Genomic DNA, 16,727 nt, shown 5'->3' with positions numbered 1-16,727 from the left:
GCGGTCAACTCACAAACCGGTAGCCCATACCGGTTTCGGTGATCAGATGCACCGGGGAGGCCGGATCTCGTTCGAGCTTCTGTCGCAGTTGGCCGAGATAGATTCGCAGATAATGTGTTTCGCGCTCATGCCCGGGTCCCCAGACGGTGCGCAGTATGTCCTTTTGCGACACCAGCTTGCCCTCGTTGCGCACCAGTAGTTCGAGAACCCCCCATTCGGTACGGGTCAGGTGCACGCTCACACCATCTCGCACAACGGTTTTCGTGGCGAGGTCGACGGTGAAGTCCTCGGTGACGACAACGGGGTCGGCGACGGAGTGCGGTCCACGGCGCAGGGCGGCGCGCAATCGGGCCAGCAACTCGTCCATGCCGAAGGGCTTGGTGACGAAGTCGTCGGCACCGGCGTCGAGTGCCTCGACGGTATCGGCCGAATCGGTGCGAGCCGAGAGCACCAGGATCGGTACGTCGGTCCAGCCGCGCAGACCGGCGATGACGTCGATTCCGTCGATGTCGGGCAGCCCGAGGTCGAGAATCACGATGTCCGGGTGGAAGTTCGCGGCCACCCGCAGCGCCTCTCCGCCGCTCGCCGCGCTGACCACCTCGAACCCACGCACGTTGAGGTTGATTCGCAGCGCCCGCACGATCTGCGGCTCGTCGTCGACGACGAGCACCCGCACCTTCACCTACTCGCCGCCTTCAACTCGACCGTCATCGTCAGCCCGCCGCCCACGGTGTTCGATGCCGTGACGGTACCGCCCATCGCCCGGACGAATCCTCGCACCACCGACAACCCGAGCCCGACGCCCACCGAGTTGTCGCGATCCCCGAGGCGTTGGAACGCGTCGAACATCGTCTCCTCGGCTCCCTCGGAGATGCCGGGTCCGTGGTCGGCGACGGAGATACTCGCCCACTCGCCGTGCACCGCCGCACTGACGATGATGTCCCCGGTGGGGGCGTAGCGGGCACTGTTGTGCACCAGGTTCGCCAGTACCCGCTCGAGCAGTCCCGGGTCCGCCAGCACTTCTACATCGCCCACGTCCACACGAACCCGATCGTCGGCTCCGATCAATGCGCCGCCCAACACGTCGTCGACGAAAACGGGTCGCAGACTGGGCTGAACCACGCCGGCCTGCAGCCGCGAGGAGTCGAGCAAGTTACTCACCAACGCGGTCAGCTGATCGGCCGATTCGTCGATGGTGGCGAGCAATTCGTCGGTGTCCTCGGGCGAGAACTGAACGTCGGTGCTGCGCAGCGACGAGGACGCGGCCTTGACCGCCGACAGTGGCGTCCGCAGATCGTGGCTCACGGCCGAGAGCAATGCTCGACGCAACGCGTCGGCCTCGGCGAGCGCGTTGGCTCGGCTGGCTTCCTCGGCGAGACGCGCCTGACGGACCATGCCGGCCGCTTGGTTGGCCACCGCCGCGAGTACCCGCCGATCGTGCGCGCGGGTACGTTCGCCGACGAGCAGCAACGTGAAGTCGCCCGCGTCGACCTCGGTGTCGGCTGCGGCACGATCGACAGGAGCCTGCGCGCCGGCGCTGCCCACGATGGATCCGGACTGGTTGTCCCACAGCGCAACGCCCGTCTGCCGATAGGTCTCACGGGCGCGTTCGAGGAGTGCGGTCAGATCCGCTCCGCGGAGTACCGATCCGGCGAACAGCGTCAACAGCTCGGCTTCCTGGGTGGCCCGGCGTGCCTGACGCGTCCGCCGGGCGGCGGCGTCGACGAGGGCGGCGACGGCAACGGCGACGAGGAGCAGCACGACGGTGACGACGAAGTTGTCGGGCTCGGCGATCGTCAGGCTGTACCGGGGTGTGGTGAAGAAGTAGTTGAGCAGGAAGCCCGCGATCAATGCCGAGAGTGCTGCCGGCGCAACCCCTCCCAGCAGCGCGACGCACAGCACCACCATGAAGAACAGGGCGCTCTCACCGCTGGAGTCGAAGTCCGGTCCGACCGTGCTCAGTACGGCGGCGGCCAGGCACGGCACCAGGACGGCGGCGACCCACGCGATGATCCGTCGACGACCCGAATCGACCTGCATGCCCCTGCGGGTGGCCTGCTCGGCGTGGGTGACCATGTGTACGTCGATCTTTCCCGAGTTCTGCACCACCGCCGCGCCGATGCCCTCGTCGAGGATGCGGGCGGCACGTGACCGTCTCGAGGTGCCGATCACCAGCTGCGTCGCATTCACCCCGCGGGCGAAGTCGAGCAGCGTCGTCGGCACGTCGTCGCCGACGACACTGTGCACGCTGGCACCCAGCCCGGCGGCCAGCTTGCGCACCGAACCCATCTGCGGTGCCGAGACACCCATGAGCCCGTCGCCGCGGACGATGTGCAGCACCATCAGCTCGGCACTGGACTTCGAGGCGATGCGACTGGCGCGGCGCAGCAACGTTTCCGATTCCGGGCCACCGGTCACCGCCACCACCACGCGCTCGCGGGCCTCCCACGTGTCGGTGATGCGATTGTCCTTGCGGTACTTCACCAGTGCCGCGTCGACCTGATCGGCGATCCACAGCAGCGCCAGCTCGCGCAAGGCAGTGAGGTTGCCGCCGCGGAAGTAGTTGCTCAGTGCGGCGTCGACCTTCTCGGCGGCGTAGACGTTGCCGTGCCGCAATCTGCTGCGCAGCGCCTCGGGGGTGATGTCGACCAACTCGACCTCGTCAGCGGCTCGAACGACGCTGTCGGGCACAGTCTCTCGCTGCGGCACTCCGGTGATCTGCTGCACCACGTCGTTGAGCGATTCGAGATGCTGGACGTTGAGGGTGGAGATGACGTCGATGCCTGCGTCGAGCAGCACTTCGACGTCCTGCCACCGCTTGCCGTGCACGCTGCCCGGGGTGTTGGTGTGCGCCAGTTCGTCGACGAGCACCACCTGCGGCTTTCGGGCCAGGACGGCGTCGAGATCGAGTTCCTGCGCCGAGGACCCGCGGTACTCGACGGTCGCCATCGGCAGCACTTCGATGCCGTCGAGCGCGTCGATCGTTCGCGCTCGGCCGTGTGTCTCGACCACGGCCGCCACGACGTCGCAGCCCCGGCTGCGCAGTCGATGCGCCTCGCCGAGCATGGCGAAGGTCTTGCCGACGCCGGGTGCTGCGCCGAGGTAGATCCGCAGCTCACCCCTGTCCGCCACAGCGTGTCTCCTCACCCGGCCGGTATGTGTCCCGTAGTGCCAGGTTCAACTCCGGAACGTTCACCGCTTCGGCACCGAGTACACCGTACTGCGGCCCGTGCGTGTACTCGGCGACCAGAGCCTCGACGTCGCTCACCGAGGCTCCGTTCACCTGAGCGACTCGCGCGATCTGGATGGCCGCGTAGGCGGGGCTGATGTCGGGATCGATCCCCGAACCGGACCCGGTGACGGCATCGGCCGGTACCGCAGCCGGATCGACGTTCTCCCGGGCCGCGATGGCAGCGCGGCGCTGCTCGACGAACGACGCCAGCACCTCGCTCGACGGCCCCTGGTTGGTCGGCAGGGCCGCGGCCGGATCCCCCGGAGCGAACGCGTCGTCGTCGGATACCGACCCGGTGACGCGGGTGTGGAAGAACGGATCCGGCTCTCCCGGAGCCACCTGCGGGTCGACGCCGATCAACGAGCTTCCGACGACGCAGCCCCGGGCGTCGCGCAGCGGCGAACCCTCGGCGGAGTCGGTCCCGATACGGCTGATGCCCCAGACCACGGCCGGGTAGACGATGCCGAGCACGACCGTCAATGCCAGCAGCACTGCGAAGCCGGCAACAACCTGGCGAAGAAATCCCTGTACGAAGCGCATGATCAGCCAATCCCTGGAATGTGTCGAACGAGGAGGTCGATGAGCCAGATGCCGACGAACGGGCTGATGACGCCGCCGACGCCGTACACCAGCAGGTTCCGGCGCAGCAACGCTGCCGCCGATGCCGGGGTGTAGCGAACACCTTTGAGCGCCAAGGGGATCAGCGCGACGATCACCAGTGCATTGAAGATCACCGCAGACAGGATCGCCGATTCCGGCGTCGCCAGACGCATGATGTTCAGCCCACCGAGCTGCGGATAGACGGTGGAGAACATCGCCGGCAGAATCGCGAAGTACTTCGCCAGATCGTTGGCCAGCGAGAACGTCGTCAGCGCGCCGCGGGTGATGAGGAGCTGCTTGCCGATCTCGACGATCTCGATCAACTTGGTCGGGTCGGAATCGAGGTCGACCATGTTGCCGGCTTCCTTGGCGGCAGACGTGCCGGTGTTCATCGCGACACCGACGTCGGCCTGGGCAAGAGCCGGGGCGTCGTTGGTCCCGTCGCCTGTCATCGCGACCAGCCTGCCGCCCTCCTGTTCCTGCCGGATCAGCGTGAGCTTGTCCTCGGGCGTCGCCTCCGCGAGGTAATCGTCGACCCCGGCCTCGGCGGCGATGGCCTTGGCGGTGAGCGGGTTGTCGCCGGTCACCATGACCGTTCGAATTCCCATGGCGCGCAGCTGTGCGAACCGCTCGGCGATGCCCGGCTTGACCACGTCGGAGAGCTCCACGACACCGAGAGCACGAGCAGCAGAACCGGTTTCGCGTACCGCCACCACCAGCGGGGTACCGCCGTTCTGGGCGATGTCGTGCACGGTGGCGTCGAGATCCGCCGTGCCGCCGCCCTCACGGATCCAGCTGTAGACCGAATCCGCTGCACCCTTACGGATCTCCATGCCCGGAAGGTCCAGCCCGCTCATCCGAGTCTGCGCCGTGAAGGCCACGAACTCGCCGCGCTCGGATTCGCCTTCTGCCATCGAAGATTCGAAGTCACGCTCGACCAGTTCGACGATGCTGCGGCCCTCGGGGGTGCCGTCGGCGAGTGAGGACAGTCGAGCTGCCCGAGCCAGTTCGACGGCGTCGACGCCTGTGGCCGGGTGCAGTCCGGTCGCGCGTCGATTTCCGAAGGTGATGGTGCCGGTCTTGTCCATCAGCAACGTGTCGATGTCGCCTGCCGCTTCCACTGCGCGTCCGGACATCGCCAGCACGTTGCGCTGCACCAGGCGGTCCATGCCCGCGATGCCGATCGCCGAAAGCAGCGCGCCGATCGTGGTGGGGATGAGGCAGACCAACAGTGCGATCAGCTGGATCGGATCCTGCTGCTGCCCTGCGTAGTTCGACATCGGACCGATGGCGACGACGGCGAAGAGGAACACGATCGTCAGGGACGCGAGCAGGATGTTCAGGGCGATCTCGTTCGGCGTCTTCTGCCGAGCCGCGCCCTCGACGAGTGCGATCATCCGGTCGACGAACGTCTCACCCTGCGCTGCAGTGATTTTCACGACGATCTCGTCCGAGAGCACGATGGTGCCGCCGGTGACCGCCGATCGGTCGCCGCCGGACTCGCGCACCACGGGAGCCGATTCTCCGGTGATCGCCGACTCGTCGACGGTGGCGATGCCCTCGATGACGTCGCCGTCACCGGGTATGACCTCACCTGCCGAGACGATCACCTCGTCGCCGACGAGCAATTCGGCACCGGCGACCTCTTCCACTCCGGATGCTGTGCGCCGTCGGGCAACAGTGTCCTGCTTGACCTTTCGCAGGCTGGCGGCCTGGGCCTTGCCGCGGCCCTCGGCCACGGATTCGGCGAGGTTGGCGAACAGCACCGTGAACCAGAGCCATCCGGTGACGAACCAGGCGAACACCGACGGCTGTGCGATCGAGAGGATGGTGGTGACGATGGAGCCGAGGAAGACGACGAACATGACCGGGTTGCGGGCCAGGTGCCTCGGGTCGAGTTTGCGGAACGCGCCGGGGACGGCCGTTCTCAGTGACAGGTTCATTGCATGGCCTCTGCTATGGGTCCGAGAGCAAGTGCGGGGAAGAACGTGAGGGCGGCGACGAGAATCGCGGTGCCGATCAGCAATGTGCCGAACAGCGGCCCGTCGGTGGGGAGGGTGCCTGCGTTGGGTGCGCTGCGTTTGGTCGTCGCCAGTGATCCGGCCAGTGCCAGCACGAAGACGATCGGCAGGAAGCGGCCGAGCAGCATCGCGACACCGAGGGAGATCTGGAACCAGTCGCTGGTCACCGTCAGTCCACCGAAGGCGCTGCCGTTGTTGTTGGAGGCCGACGCGTAGGCGTAGAGCACCTCGGTGAAGCCGTGGATACCGGGATTGCCCTGATAGCTGGTCGTCGATTCGAGAATCACGGTGATGGACGTGCCGACGAGCACGAGGATCGGCATCACCAGTACCGACAGTGCGGCCATCGTGATGGCGCGTCGACCCAGCTTCTTGCCGAGGAACTCGGGAGTGCGGCCGACGAGCAGGCCGCCGACGAACACGGCGATGACCGCGAGCACGAGCAATCCGTACAGGCCGGTGCCGACGCCGCCGGGTGCGATCTCGCCGAACAGCATGTTCAGCAGTACTGTTCCGCCGCCGAGTGCAGACATACTGTCGTGCGCGGAATTGACTGCACCGGTCGATGTTCCGGTGGTGGACACGGCGAACAGCGCCGACGCCGGAATGCCGAAGCGGACTTCCTTGCCTTCCATCATCGCGCCCGCAGCGGTGGCTGCGACGCCCCGGGTTCCGGACTCGGCGAACAGCGTGACCGTCAGCAGCGTGGCCCAGAGCGTCGCCATGACCGCCAGCAGCGTCAGGCCCTGCTTGCGGTTGCCGATCATGGTGCCGAACGTGCGGGTGAGCGCGACCGGGATCAACAGCAGCGAGATGATCTGCACGATGTTGGTCAGCGGGGTCGGGTTCTCGAACGGATGCGCCGAGTTGGCTGCGAGGATGCCGCCGCCGTTGGTGCCGATTTCCTTGATCGCCTCCTGAGAGGCAACGGGCGCAAGCGCATTGGTGACCGTCTGCCCGTCCAGTCCGGTGGAGGTGAATCCGGTCGAGAACGACATGATGGTGCCCTGAGTCAGCATGATCACGGCCACCAGCAGCGCCAGCGGCAACAGAATGCGCAGTGTTCCGCGAGTGAGGTCGACCCAGAAGTTGCCGAGCTCACCGCCGGTGGAGACACGCACGAAGCCACGGATGACGGCGATCGCAACCGCGAGACCGACTGCGGCAGAGACGAAGTTCTGCACCGCGAGACCCAGCGGCTGCGTCAGGTTGGACAGCGTGGTCTCGGGGACGTACGACTGCCAGTTGGTGTTGGTGACGAACGACGCGGCGGTGTTGAACGCCATCGCCGGGCTGACCCCGGACAGGCCCCCGTTCAGCGGCAGCACACCCTGAATTCGCTGCAGTACGAACAGGAACACGACGCCGGCGAACGAGAACCCCAGCAGACTGGTGGAGTAACCCACCCACGTCTGTTCGGAGGCGGAGTTCACCCGAGCCACCCGATAGAGCAGACGTTCGACGCGCGTGTCGTGGGAGGAGTCGAACACTCGGGCCATGTAGTCGCCGAGCGGTACGTACGCCGCAGCCAGCACGACGATTACCACCGCGATCTGCAGGCCCGCGACAAGAGCAGGATTCATGGCGGCGTCAGAACCTCTCCGGATCGAGGAGAGCGACGAACAGGTACACCGCAACACATGCGGCAACCACGAGACAGAGCAATTCGGTCATTGCTCGATCCTGAATCCCGCGACCGAGCCGAACCGCGTTCCTTACGCTTTCTTACGCCGTCGACCAGCGGTCATGACGCAGTTTTTACGTCAGCGCCAGCGCTCCACCGACCATGGCGATCCGCTAGCGCTCCTCGATGTCGTCGACGCGGATCTCCACGACATCGCGTTCGAGGGTGGTGCCCAGCAGATCCGACACGGTATCGATCGCGATGGTCGCGAGCTCTTCTCCCGCGGCCTGCAGGTCGTCGCCGTACACCCCGATCACCGCGACGAACAGGCCGATACAGGCATGGTCGTCGAGGTCGAGGTCGATCTCGGTCGGTTGCGCGCCGCGTACACCTGCGAGTGCACGCCGGAGCGTCGTCTTGACGATGTGATCGCTGATCCGCAGCGAGTCCGCCGGTCCCGCCGTGGAGCCGAGCGGATACGCGCTGTCGATAGGCCACGTACGCCTGGTGGTGTTACGTACCTTCGTGAGGATGGACGCGCTGATGTCCACCCAATTCGGTTCCTGCGGTGCGTCCCGAAGTTCGGTGGCAGCACGCGCGAGAACCGAATCCGGCTCTACTGGGTTCGCCATGTTGCCAACCTTTCGCTCAATGTTGCTCGTGCTCTGGTCAACTGACCACGTACTGCGCCTGCGGACAACGTCATGATCGCGCCGATCTCGGGATGCGTCAGGCCCTCGACCTCGCGAAGCAACCAACAGGCCCGCTGGCGGTACGGCAGCTCCGACAGCGCGACGCCCAGCTCGGTCATGAAGCTGTCGGCCTCGACATCGGCCTCGGGATTGCTGCCCGCGCCGGTGCTCTTGCGCTCGAACAACCAATCCTCGGCGGGTGGAACGCTGCGCTTGCGGCGATGGTCGATCACCTTGTGCGAGACCAACGAGAACAACCATGTTCGCAGAGCCGAGTCCCCACGGAAATTGTCGAGGCCCTTCCACGCTGCCACAAAAGCGTCCTGCACCACCTCCTCGGCGGCACCTTGATCGGACAGCATGTTGCGCGCATAGCGGAACATCTCCGGGCCGTAGCGCCGGACGATCTCCTCGAACGCATCGGTCTCGCCCAGCGCCGCGGCGCCGACGAGAACGCGGTCCGACGCGTCAACCCACTCCATCGGGCCCCCAGTTCGCTTCATCGTGGTCATCGATCACGCAAGTCTTTCGATACCGGTTTACCAGTGGACGTAATCTATGACGTAGGTCACTTTATTTGGACGTGCGTTTCACCGATCGAGCTACGACCAACTCCTGTCACACACTCTGCACCGAAGACACACAACGAAGAGAGGCATTCATGAGCTCCACGACGGACACCAAGGCAACCGTATCCGCAGCAGGCGAAGGAAAGACCGACATCACCACCAAGTCGGACTCCGTGCTCGTCAGCTCGCAGGGCCGCACCACCATTGCCGATACCGTCGTCTCCAAGATCGCCGGCATCGCCACCCGTGAGGTCCAGGGAGTGCACGCCGTCGGCGGCGGAGCCAGCCGCGCAATCGGCGCTCTCCGCGAGCGCATCCCCGGTGCCCGCGTCAACCAGTCGCAGGGCGTGTCGGTCGAGGTCGGCGAGCGTCAGGCAGCGGTCGACATCGACATCGTCGCCGACTACGGCGTCTCCATCGCAGACCTCGCAGCGGGCATCCGTCGCAACGTCATCAACGCCGTCGAGCGCATGACCGGCCTCGAGGTCACCGAGGTCAACATCGTCGTTCACGACATCTACCTCGACGACGGCTCGGACGACGAAGACACCACCAGCGAGCCCGCCACCACCCGAGTGCAGTGACCGACCCGCACATGACGGAACGTGACAGGTCCGAGGACATCGCCGACGCCGTACTGGCGATCGACGGTGTCGTCGGGCTGCACGGCGGCATGTTCGGTGAGGCCGCTACGTATCTGCCCGGGCGTCGTATCGCCGGCATCCGAATCGGTGAGGACGGGACCGAGGTCCACGTATCGCTGGAGTTCGGAGTCGCAGTCCGCGAGACGGCCGATGCAGTACGACGCACAGTGGCGACGATGGTCGACGGGCCCGTGCACGTCACCGTCGAGGACATTGTGCGAGTCTGACCAGGTGAACCAGCACGCAGCGCACGACCGAGCCGCCGAGTACAAGGCGGCTCGGCGCGCTGTGGCACGCGAACACCACCCCGACATCGGCGGCGACCCGGCCCGGTACATGGCCGCACTCGCAGATGTCGACCGAAGATTCGCGGTGCTGCCCTCGGCCCCTGTCAACGCAGCGAGCACACCGACGGCATTCCGTGCGTCCTCGATTCCGTCCCCGCTACGCACACTTCCCAAGCGGATCGCTCGTATCCGCAAACGCGTCACCAGGCGCAACTACTTCGAACTCTGAGTGGAGATCAAGACCATGACCACTGCAACCATCGGTTTGTTCGTGGGACTTCTGCTGGCCATCGCCGCAGCGGCAGGCGGCTTCACCGGCTTCCTCATCGCCATCGTTCTCGGCGGCCTCGGATTCTTCGTCGGCCGCTACATCGACGGCGAACTGGACCTGAACTCGATCATGCGTGGTCGCGGTCGTGACTGAGACAGCTGCGACCGACACCCCCGAGGACGCCGGCGAACGCGGATCACTGGAGATCAAGCACAAGGCCGTCGAGCGCCTGGCAGTACTCGCTGCCCGCAGCACCGACGCCGTTGCCGATCCTCAGCCGGGCCTGCGCGTCCTCGGTGGGCGTGACCTACCCAAGGCCGACGTGACGATCAACGGCTCCCGCGTTCGCGCCCAGGTCGCGGTGGCGGTCACCTGGCCATCGCCGCTGGCGAAGGTGGCCGCTGACGTTCGTGCCGCCGTGGCCCGGGATCTGTCCGAGCTGGGCATCTACACCGTCGATCGAGTCGACGTCACCGTCCAATGCGTACCCGCCGAAGCCACCGTCGAAGAAGGGAGAGTGCAATGACCGCGAAAGCGACGAAGAAGCCGGTAGCCAACCCCGCCGCCGCCGTACCCGCAATCCTGTTCGCACTCGTCCTCATCGGAGCCGGTGTGGTCCTCGGCCGAGAAGCGTTGCTGAACCTGGGTGCCATCGACGGCCCCGAGTGGGTCGGCCCCGCTGCCACGAACCTGGACGGGCTCACCGCGCAGAGTTGGATGCTGCCGGCCGGGATTGCCGCCGTCGTCGTCGGATTCATCCTCGTCCTGCTCGCCGTCAAGCCACGCCGGCGGACCCACCGTGCCCTCACCGAGCAGGACGTCTGGCTCCGCAAGGGTGACGTCGCCGCTGTTGCTCGCACCGCCGCTCTCGACAACGCCGGAGTCGACTCCGCGACGGCCAAGGCCGGCAACAAGAAGGTCACCGTCGCCGCGTCGACCGTGACGGGCACCGACACCGCAGCGCTGAAATCGTCGATCGCCACCTCCGTCGACGACGCTCTCCGCCCACTCGCGCCGGCACCGAAAGTCCGCACGCGAGTGCGAACGACAGGACAACCATCGTGAAACGCGCAACTGCCTCGGTCGACCGAACCAGCACAGCGGTCGTCGGACTCGCACTGATCGCCCTCGGCGGCGGAGCAATCGCGTGGGAACGTGGCCAGTTCCCGGGCCGCGAGCGCATCGATGCCGCGTTCGTCGACACCACCGTCGACGCCGGGTGGTGGCCCTGGGCTCTCGGAGCAGCCGCGATCGTTCTCGTTCTTATCGGATTGTGGTGGCTGCTCGCGCACCTGCCCCGCCGTTCGGTCGGCACCGTCGCGTTTTCGTCCACTGCAGACTCGGATGTCGACGGCAGGCTCAGTGTCGATCTGACCACCGCCGCCAAGAGTGCTGCCAAGTCCCTGGCAGCCCACGAGGGCGTCGTGTCTGCACACGGCCGATCGGTGTCGGACCGCGGTCAGCGAGTCGTCGAGATCACCGCGACCATCGACCCGGCCGTGACGACACTCGACAAGGTCTCCGCGGTCGCGGCACAGACGCGCAACGACATCGTGACGTCACTGGACGGTACTCCCGCCGCAGTGCGGATCCTGTTGCAGTGCGGAAAGTCTCGAAAGCAGTCCGTTCGCGTGAGCTGACTTCCGCTCGAACGCTCAGGAGAACTCGATCTCCCCGATCAGGCCGTGATGGTCCGATCCGGGGAGATCGATTCTTTCCAGCGACCGCGCATGGCCGGAGTTGGTGAGGATGTGGTCGATCCCGACGACAGCGGGCGTGCCCTTGTCCGTGGGATAGGTCGGGATCAGGCCCTTGCCCAATTGCGCTGCGGCGTCCGAGTATCCGACGTCGAGCAGGTTGCGGAACTTCTTGTGCGAGTACGTGGTGTTGAAGTCCCCGCTGACGATCACCCGGCCGGTGCCTGCCACCGCCTCCAAATCGTTTCGCAGCGTGTCCAATTCAGCGGTCCAGATGTCCGCCGGGGTGATGTAGGCGGGACCGGGATGCACGGCCAGCAGCGTGACCGGCTCGGAACCGGGGACCTCGACCTCGGTGGCGAGATTGACCGGGCCGTATCCGTCGAGCTGCCGGTTGTCCGAGATCGGGAATCGGCTGTAGATTCCGGCTCCGCCGCCACCTGTCGCGTACGGCTCGAGGTAGCTGTAGGGAAAAAGCTCGTCCATACCGGCGTCACGGAGACCGACCACCGACGCGTCGGTCAGTTCCTGGATCGTGACGACATCGACGGCACTGTCGCGGGCCTGACCGACCACGGCATTGGGATCGGCCAGCCCGACCATCAGATTCGCCTGCATGACGCGCAACCGCACGCCCTCGCTGCCCGTCGCGTCCTCGGGTGCCGCGTCCGCCACGTAGAGCGGTGCGTAGGCCACTGCGCCTGCAGCGAGAACCAGGGCGGAGACTCCCGCCAGAACCCAGCGCCGACCGATCAACGCCACCAGGGCACCGACCACCACGGCGATGAACATCAACGGAACGAACGACGCGAGCGCGATCAGAACGTTGACCCGGGTGTCGGTGTAGTAGACGCCCAGTGCCACGAGCCCGGTGGCGATGCCCAGAATGGCGATCGAGCCGGTGAGTATTCGTATCCAGGTTCGCTGCATCCGCCCTAGAGTAGCTACGCTCGCACGCCGCCGACCAACGCTCGGATGGTCGTCCAGGTCATCGACAACAAACCGCGAACCGCCGCGAACGAGAACGCAATGGACCACACCGTTCGTGTCGACGGTTCTTCGACCGGCACTCCGGCGAATCGATCGGACAACCAGTCCAAGGTCAGCGGCGCACCGATCGGGTGCAGCGACAGGTGTTCGCTCAGCCGATCCCGCAGATAGGTCACGTGGGCTCCGGCCTCGATGTACCGATCCACCTGTCCGTCGACGTCGTCGACGGCGATGATCTGATCGTGCACCGATTGAATGACCAGCAGCGGTGCCGTCGGCGCGGTGCGCCCGGGCTGAATATCCAGGAACACCTGCACGATCTCGGGCAGTGCCAAGAGATCGGCCAGCGGAACGTCGATGTAGTGGTCCAGGTCGTGCCTGGCCAGTTTGGTCACGGCGCGCACTGTCGTCATCGACTCCACGGAATCGAGAATGCGCATTCCGTCCTCGTTGACGTGCTGACGGATCACCCGATCGAGCTCGGGGTAGGTCCGCCGCAGGCCGGCCACCACCAGTGTCGGCAATGCTGCGTGCAGCGTCGCATTGAGCCGGGTGAACGCCGACCCCGGATCTCCGACGGGGGAGCCGAGCGCGGCACCGACCAGCTCGATCTCCGGTGCGTATTCCGGTGCCATCTCCGCTGCCCAGGATGTTGCGAGCCCGCCGCCCGAGTAGCCCCACAGCGCGACCGGCGTGCTCTCGTTCAATTCGAGCGGCTCGAACGACAACGCCGCGCGGATGGCGTCGAGCGTGCAGAAACCGGGTTCCTGCGGCGAACCCCAGTGGCCGTCGGGTCCCTCGTGATCCGGGATCGAGATGGTCCACCCTCGGCGCAGGGCGTGCAGTACCAGCAGGAACTCGAACTGTGGGACCGCGCCGAAAGCCCGCGAGCCACGCCGAAGCGCGTAGGACGGGAAGCACGAGGACGCGACGCCGTCGATCGCACACTGATAAGACAGAAGTACCGGCTCCGCGTCCCGCGGGCGCAGCACCGTCGTGACGCTGGCCTGGGGATACCCACCGAGATCAGCGGTGCGATAGAGCAGCTGCCACGCATCGACTCGCTGGCGCACACGACCGAACATCGCGACCTCGACCGGCCGCACCTTGAGAATCATCCCCGGTGGAGCCGCTTCGTACCCATCGGGCGCGGCGTAGAAGGGGTCGTCCTCCGGCCTGGTCGCGTCGCTCCGGCTCGGTGCTCGTTCCACCGGCCAGGGCTGTTCGTCTTCTATCGATCTGTCGACGCTCATGTCCCACCGCTTCTTGTCCGAGTCTCGCCGTCACACTAACTTGCCCTCAACGACCCCATTTCATGCAGCCTGCTGCCAATTGGTGATCAGGACATCGGTCGCGTAGCTGAGGTCGAGGCCCTCCCCACCCCAGTTCGGGATTATGGCGTCGGGCGCGATGCCTTTGTGTCGCCGCCGGAGTTCGTCCGCGTCGCCGGACATCGTCGGTGCGTGAATCATCTCGATTCCCGAAGGATGGTGAAACGAGAAGCGTTGATCGTCGAGGGCTTCGATGAAGAAGTACCCGTCGTGCAGCGCTCGATGGTGTTCGCCGCACAGCAGGACCAGGTTGTCGAGCGTGGTCTTGCCTCCCCGTGAGCGGTAGGTGACGTGATGGGCATGCAGAAATCGAGTGCGCCCACATCCGGGCACCGTGCAGCATCGATCTCGAATGATCCACTGCCGCAATTGGGTTCGGCTCGTCGCTTTCGCAGTCGAACTCCACCGCACAGTCTTGCCGAGGCGGCCGTGGCCGACCGTCCGCATGACCGCAGAACACAGCACCTGAGCCAACGTTTCGTCGTCCAGACCCGGGCCGTCGTCGAAATGGGCATGATCGTGACCCGCCTCGTCGATGCCGCCGAGGTGGACCAACACTTCCGCCGCCGGTGAGACAACCGGTGAATCCATTCCGGCACAGACCATCTCGGCCATGGCAATCATCGCCGGCACCGGGTTGGACGGTGCCGGAGCCGCCCGGTCACCCTCGGATTCGCCCTCGGTTCGGGTGCGCTCGTACTCCGCCCTGGTCAATGCAGCCAGAAACCGCTTGCCATCCTCGGGCCGAAAACGCGCCGTCAGCACGAGCGAGCCGTCGTCCTCGTCCCAGCGCCACCGCCCCACGGACGGATCGGCATCGACTCCGTTTCCCCTGGTCGGACGCATCGCTTTCTTCAGGCCACGGCAAAGACGCTCGATGTGGGCGGCGGGTGCATCGAGCGCCTTCTGCAGCAGCGACGCCTCGTTGTCGACCGTGGCCACCCTCGTCATCGCCCGAACCTTGGAGTACGAGACCGTGCCGCTCAGGTACGCCGAGGTGATCAGCGGCAACTCCCGCATCGCCTTGGCCACCCGCACCTGCTCACGAGCCGTGTGCAGGTCGACTCCCGCACGCCACGACAACCAGTGCGCACAGGATCGCACTTCCCATCCCGCCCATCCGCGTCGAGCATCGAACTCACCCACCAGAATCAGATACTGCGCCGACGCGGCAGCGATCTGACCGGCCAGAGCGCAGATCTCGGTCTCGATTTCTCTCGTCTCGATCCGTCCCGCCTCGGATCCTGCTTCTTGCATGTCGCTCATGAACGCCCCCATTCATCGAATGCATGTTCGACGAAGCGTACGACGCGGTACCGACAAGAACTTCTCGACGAGGTCCGACGCGTCCCCGCGGGGACGTTCCCGGCTTGCTTTCTCGCTGTCCGGCCCGATACTGACACCGGATGCTGGTTCCGAGCGGAGGGCGGTAGGCGCACGTGAGCGACGACCCGCCGGTACCCGAGCAGGCCACGAGGCATCCGGCATCGACTGGGCAGCGAATGCCCTACATGGCCGACGTCCGCAATCCTCTCGCGCGCTTTCGCAGTCCGCTGCGCAGCACGTGGCTGACGTCGCTGTTCGGTGCGGTACTGCTCGTCGCGCTGCCGATCATCACGGTGACGGGGCTGCTTTCGTACAGCGCCTACGGACCGCAGTTCGGCCAGGCCAGACCCGGAGCCGTCGGGTGGCTGCGGTTGCCGTACTTCGACTGGCCCACCAACCCTGCCTGGCTGTACCAACTCACCCAGGGCCTGCACGTCGGGCTCGGGCTGATCATCGTGCCGCTCGTCATCGCCAAACTGTGGTCGGTGATGCCCAAGCTGGTCGAACTACCACCGGTCCGATCGCCGGCACATGCGCTCGAACGACTGTCGCTGTTGGCACTGGTCGGTGGCCTGCTGTTCGAGATCGTCACCGGCGTTCTCAACATCCAGTACGACTACGTGTTCGGTTTCGACTTCTACGCCGCTCACTACTTCGGTGCCTGGGTGTTCATCTCCGGATTTCTCGTGCACCTCGGTCTCAAGGTTCCGCTGATGTGGCGCACCCTGAGGTCCGAGTCCCTGATGGACGTGTTGCGGGCTCGCAACGACGCTCCGGACCAACAGAGCGACGACAGCCCCCCGTCGACCATGAGTCGACGCGGTGCCATCGGATTGGTCGCTGCCGGAATGGGTTTCGTCGCGGTGTTGACCGTCGGCCAGACGCTCGGAGGAGTGCTGCGCAAGGCTGCGATTCTGCTGCCTCGCGGACGCTCGTACGGTGACGGCCCCAACGACTTTCAGATCAACCGAACCGCCGAAGCTGCGGGGATCACCGAGGCGCAGACCGGGCCCGACTGGCAACTGACGATCAGCAGCGCAGCCGACGACGCCGTCCCGGTGGTGCTGTCTCGGGGCAGGCTGCTGTCGATGCCGCAGCGCACTGCCGAACTTCCGATCGCGTGCGTCGAAGGATGGTCGACCACGCAGACGTGGACCGGTGTCCCGTTGGCCGAACTCGCCGCGCTGGCAGGCGTACCCGCACCGCGATCGGCCGAGGTCACTTCGCTCGAGCAGAACGGTGCATTCACGCGCGCGGGAAATCCGTGATCGAGCGAGAGATCCACGCCGTTGACTTGCAACGCGAGCAACGAATCCGGATGGCTTGCTTGATTGCCCTGTAGTACCGCGCGCGTGAATGCACCGTTCTGCTCGAGCGAAGTGACCTCGGCCGATCGCGGTGCGGGTACGCCTGCCAGCGCGGCGAGTTCGGCCAACGGGACAC

18 protein-coding genes and 2 pseudogenes are annotated in these 16,727 nt (G+C 65.9%); 8 read left to right on the top strand and 12 right to left on the bottom strand.

Annotated elements, in window-relative coordinates:
* Positions 1-4: 4 nt before the first annotated feature.
* The 8 genes from CH256_RS23145 to CH256_RS23110 form a co-directional block, all read right to left on the bottom strand.
* On the bottom strand, positions 5-682 hold the full coding sequence (locus CH256_RS23145) for a response regulator (RefSeq protein WP_094638309.1): 678 nt from the start codon (positions 680-682) through the stop codon (positions 5-7).
* Positions 679-3,132 carry a sensor histidine kinase gene (locus tag CH256_RS23140; protein ID WP_068049452.1) on the bottom strand — a complete coding sequence of 818 codons (2,454 nt, stop codon included), beginning with the start codon at positions 3,130-3,132 and terminating at the stop codon, positions 679-681. The genes CH256_RS23145 and CH256_RS23140 overlap by 4 nt, the downstream gene beginning before the upstream one ends.
* On the bottom strand, positions 3,116-3,772 hold the full coding sequence (locus tag CH256_RS23135; RefSeq protein ID WP_094670697.1) for a potassium-transporting ATPase subunit C: 657 nt from the start codon (positions 3,770-3,772) through the stop codon (positions 3,116-3,118). Before CH256_RS23135 ends, CH256_RS23140 begins: the two co-directional genes overlap by 17 nt.
* A gap of 2 nt (positions 3,773-3,774) precedes the next feature.
* On the bottom strand, positions 3,775-5,775 hold the full coding sequence (kdpB, locus tag CH256_RS23130) for a potassium-transporting ATPase subunit KdpB (protein ID WP_094670695.1): 2,001 nt from the start codon (positions 5,773-5,775) through the stop codon (positions 3,775-3,777).
* Positions 5,772-7,436 (bottom strand): potassium-transporting ATPase subunit KdpA, encoded by a 1,665-nt coding sequence (gene kdpA, locus CH256_RS23125; RefSeq protein ID WP_068049447.1) that lies wholly within the window; start codon positions 7,434-7,436, stop codon positions 5,772-5,774. The genes kdpB and kdpA overlap by 4 nt, the downstream gene beginning before the upstream one ends.
* Before the next feature lie 7 nt (positions 7,437-7,443).
* On the bottom strand, positions 7,444-7,527 hold the full coding sequence (locus CH256_RS23120) for a potassium-transporting ATPase subunit F (protein WP_082898670.1): 84 nt from the start codon (positions 7,525-7,527) through the stop codon (positions 7,444-7,446).
* Positions 7,528-7,650: 123 nt separating this feature from the next.
* Positions 7,651-8,109 carry a hypothetical protein gene (locus CH256_RS23115; RefSeq protein WP_068049445.1) on the bottom strand — a complete coding sequence of 153 codons (459 nt, stop codon included), beginning with the start codon at positions 8,107-8,109 and terminating at the stop codon, positions 7,651-7,653.
* Positions 8,094-8,681 carry an RNA polymerase sigma factor gene (locus CH256_RS23110; protein WP_082898669.1) on the bottom strand — a complete coding sequence of 196 codons (588 nt, stop codon included), beginning with the start codon at positions 8,679-8,681 and terminating at the stop codon, positions 8,094-8,096. The genes CH256_RS23115 and CH256_RS23110 overlap by 16 nt, the downstream gene beginning before the upstream one ends.
* A gap of 149 nt (positions 8,682-8,830) precedes the next feature.
* Between CH256_RS23110 and CH256_RS23105 the strand changes: the two genes are divergently transcribed.
* The 7 genes from CH256_RS23105 to CH256_RS23075 are packed head-to-tail and all read left to right on the top strand — an operon-like array spanning position 8,831 to position 11,580.
* Positions 8,831-9,322, top strand: a complete 492-nt coding sequence (locus CH256_RS23105) for an Asp23/Gls24 family envelope stress response protein (RefSeq protein ID WP_068049443.1) — start codon at positions 8,831-8,833, stop codon at positions 9,320-9,322.
* Positions 9,323-9,333: 11 nt separating this feature from the next.
* Entirely contained in the window at positions 9,334-9,609 is a 276-nt protein-coding gene (locus CH256_RS23100; RefSeq protein WP_068049455.1) for an Asp23/Gls24 family envelope stress response protein, read from the top strand.
* 4 nt (positions 9,610-9,613) lie between these two features.
* A complete protein-coding gene (locus CH256_RS23095; RefSeq protein ID WP_068049442.1) occupies positions 9,614-9,898 on the top strand; it encodes a hypothetical protein in 285 nt (94 codons plus the stop codon).
* 15 nt (positions 9,899-9,913) lie between these two features.
* Positions 9,914-10,093 carry a hypothetical protein gene (locus tag CH256_RS23090; RefSeq protein ID WP_027495126.1) on the top strand — a complete coding sequence of 60 codons (180 nt, stop codon included), beginning with the start codon at positions 9,914-9,916 and terminating at the stop codon, positions 10,091-10,093.
* Complete coding sequence (locus tag CH256_RS23085; RefSeq protein ID WP_068049453.1) at positions 10,086-10,466, top strand: Asp23/Gls24 family envelope stress response protein; 381 nt, start codon at positions 10,086-10,088, stop codon at positions 10,464-10,466. The genes CH256_RS23090 and CH256_RS23085 overlap by 8 nt, the downstream gene beginning before the upstream one ends.
* Complete coding sequence (locus tag CH256_RS23080) at positions 10,463-11,005, top strand: DUF6286 domain-containing protein (RefSeq protein WP_094638314.1); 543 nt, start codon at positions 10,463-10,465, stop codon at positions 11,003-11,005. Before CH256_RS23085 ends, CH256_RS23080 begins: the two co-directional genes overlap by 4 nt.
* Complete coding sequence (locus tag CH256_RS23075; protein ID WP_094670693.1) at positions 11,002-11,580, top strand: hypothetical protein; 579 nt, start codon at positions 11,002-11,004, stop codon at positions 11,578-11,580. The genes CH256_RS23080 and CH256_RS23075 overlap by 4 nt, the downstream gene beginning before the upstream one ends.
* 15 nt (positions 11,581-11,595) lie before the next feature.
* Here the strand turns inward: CH256_RS23075 and CH256_RS23070 are convergent, their stop codons facing one another.
* Genes CH256_RS23070 through CH256_RS23060 form a run of 3 tightly spaced genes read right to left on the bottom strand, consistent with a single transcriptional unit; the run spans position 11,596 to position 15,224 of the window.
* The gene (locus CH256_RS23070; RefSeq protein WP_094670691.1) at positions 11,596-12,567 is read right to left on the bottom strand and encodes an endonuclease/exonuclease/phosphatase family protein; all 972 of its coding nucleotides are present in this window, start codon (positions 12,565-12,567) and stop codon (positions 11,596-11,598) included.
* Positions 12,568-12,581: 14 nt separating this feature from the next.
* A complete protein-coding gene (locus CH256_RS23065; RefSeq protein WP_094670689.1) occupies positions 12,582-13,880 on the bottom strand; it encodes a lipase family protein in 1,299 nt (432 codons plus the stop codon).
* Between the two features lie 60 nt (positions 13,881-13,940).
* Complete coding sequence (locus tag CH256_RS23060) at positions 13,941-15,224, bottom strand: HNH endonuclease signature motif containing protein (RefSeq protein WP_179272197.1); 1,284 nt, start codon at positions 15,222-15,224, stop codon at positions 13,941-13,943.
* A gap of 236 nt (positions 15,225-15,460) precedes the next feature.
* Between CH256_RS23060 and CH256_RS23055 the strand changes: the two are divergent.
* Positions 15,461-16,540, top strand: a pseudogene (locus tag CH256_RS23055) (molybdopterin-dependent oxidoreductase); the annotation flags it as partial.
* A gap of 41 nt (positions 16,541-16,581) precedes the next feature.
* Here the strand turns inward: CH256_RS23055 and CH256_RS23050 are convergent.
* Positions 16,582-16,719 (bottom strand): annotated as a pseudogene (locus CH256_RS23050) (molybdopterin-dependent oxidoreductase); the annotation flags it as partial.
* Between the last annotated feature and the right edge of the window lie 8 nt (positions 16,720-16,727).

It is taken from the genome of Rhodococcus sp. 05-2254-6, assembly GCF_002258565.1.
Taxonomy (GTDB): domain Bacteria; phylum Actinomycetota; class Actinomycetes; order Mycobacteriales; family Mycobacteriaceae; genus Rhodococcoides.
Note: the sequence above shows the minus strand (reverse complement) of the source record. Positions and strands in the feature narration are given on the sequence as shown.

Bases quoted from the DNA above. Each gene is read 5' to 3' on its own strand.
- CH256_RS23135 (WP_094670697.1), bottom strand. From the start codon at position 3,772: ATGCGCTTCGTACAGGGATTTCTTCGCCAGGTTGTTGCCGGCTTCGCA.
- CH256_RS23105 (WP_068049443.1), top strand. From the start codon at position 8,831: ATGAGCTCCACGACGGACACCAAGGCAACCGTATCCGCAGCAGGCGAA.
- CH256_RS23070 (WP_094670691.1), bottom strand. From the start codon at position 12,567: ATGCAGCGAACCTGGATACGAATACTCACCGGCTCGATCGCCATTCTG.
- kdpB (WP_094670695.1), bottom strand. From the start codon at position 5,775: ATGAACCTGTCACTGAGAACGGCCGTCCCCGGCGCGTTCCGCAAACTC.
- kdpA (WP_068049447.1), bottom strand. From the start codon at position 7,436: ATGAATCCTGCTCTTGTCGCGGGCCTGCAGATCGCGGTGGTAATCGTC.
- CH256_RS23110 (WP_082898669.1), bottom strand. From the start codon at position 8,681: ATGACCACGATGAAGCGAACTGGGGGCCCGATGGAGTGGGTTGACGCG.
- CH256_RS23115 (WP_068049445.1), bottom strand. From the start codon at position 8,109: ATGGCGAACCCAGTAGAGCCGGATTCGGTTCTCGCGCGTGCTGCCACC.
- CH256_RS23060 (WP_179272197.1), bottom strand. From the start codon at position 15,224: ATGAGCGACATGCAAGAAGCAGGATCCGAGGCGGGACGGATCGAGACG.
- CH256_RS23090 (WP_027495126.1), top strand. From the start codon at position 9,914: ATGACCACTGCAACCATCGGTTTGTTCGTGGGACTTCTGCTGGCCATC.
- CH256_RS23100 (WP_068049455.1), top strand. From the start codon at position 9,334: ATGACGGAACGTGACAGGTCCGAGGACATCGCCGACGCCGTACTGGCG.
- CH256_RS23065 (WP_094670689.1), bottom strand. From the start codon at position 13,880: ATGAGCGTCGACAGATCGATAGAAGACGAACAGCCCTGGCCGGTGGAA.
- CH256_RS23080 (WP_094638314.1), top strand. From the start codon at position 10,463: ATGACCGCGAAAGCGACGAAGAAGCCGGTAGCCAACCCCGCCGCCGCC.
- CH256_RS23120 (WP_082898670.1), bottom strand. From the start codon at position 7,527: ATGACCGAATTGCTCTGTCTCGTGGTTGCCGCATGTGTTGCGGTGTAC.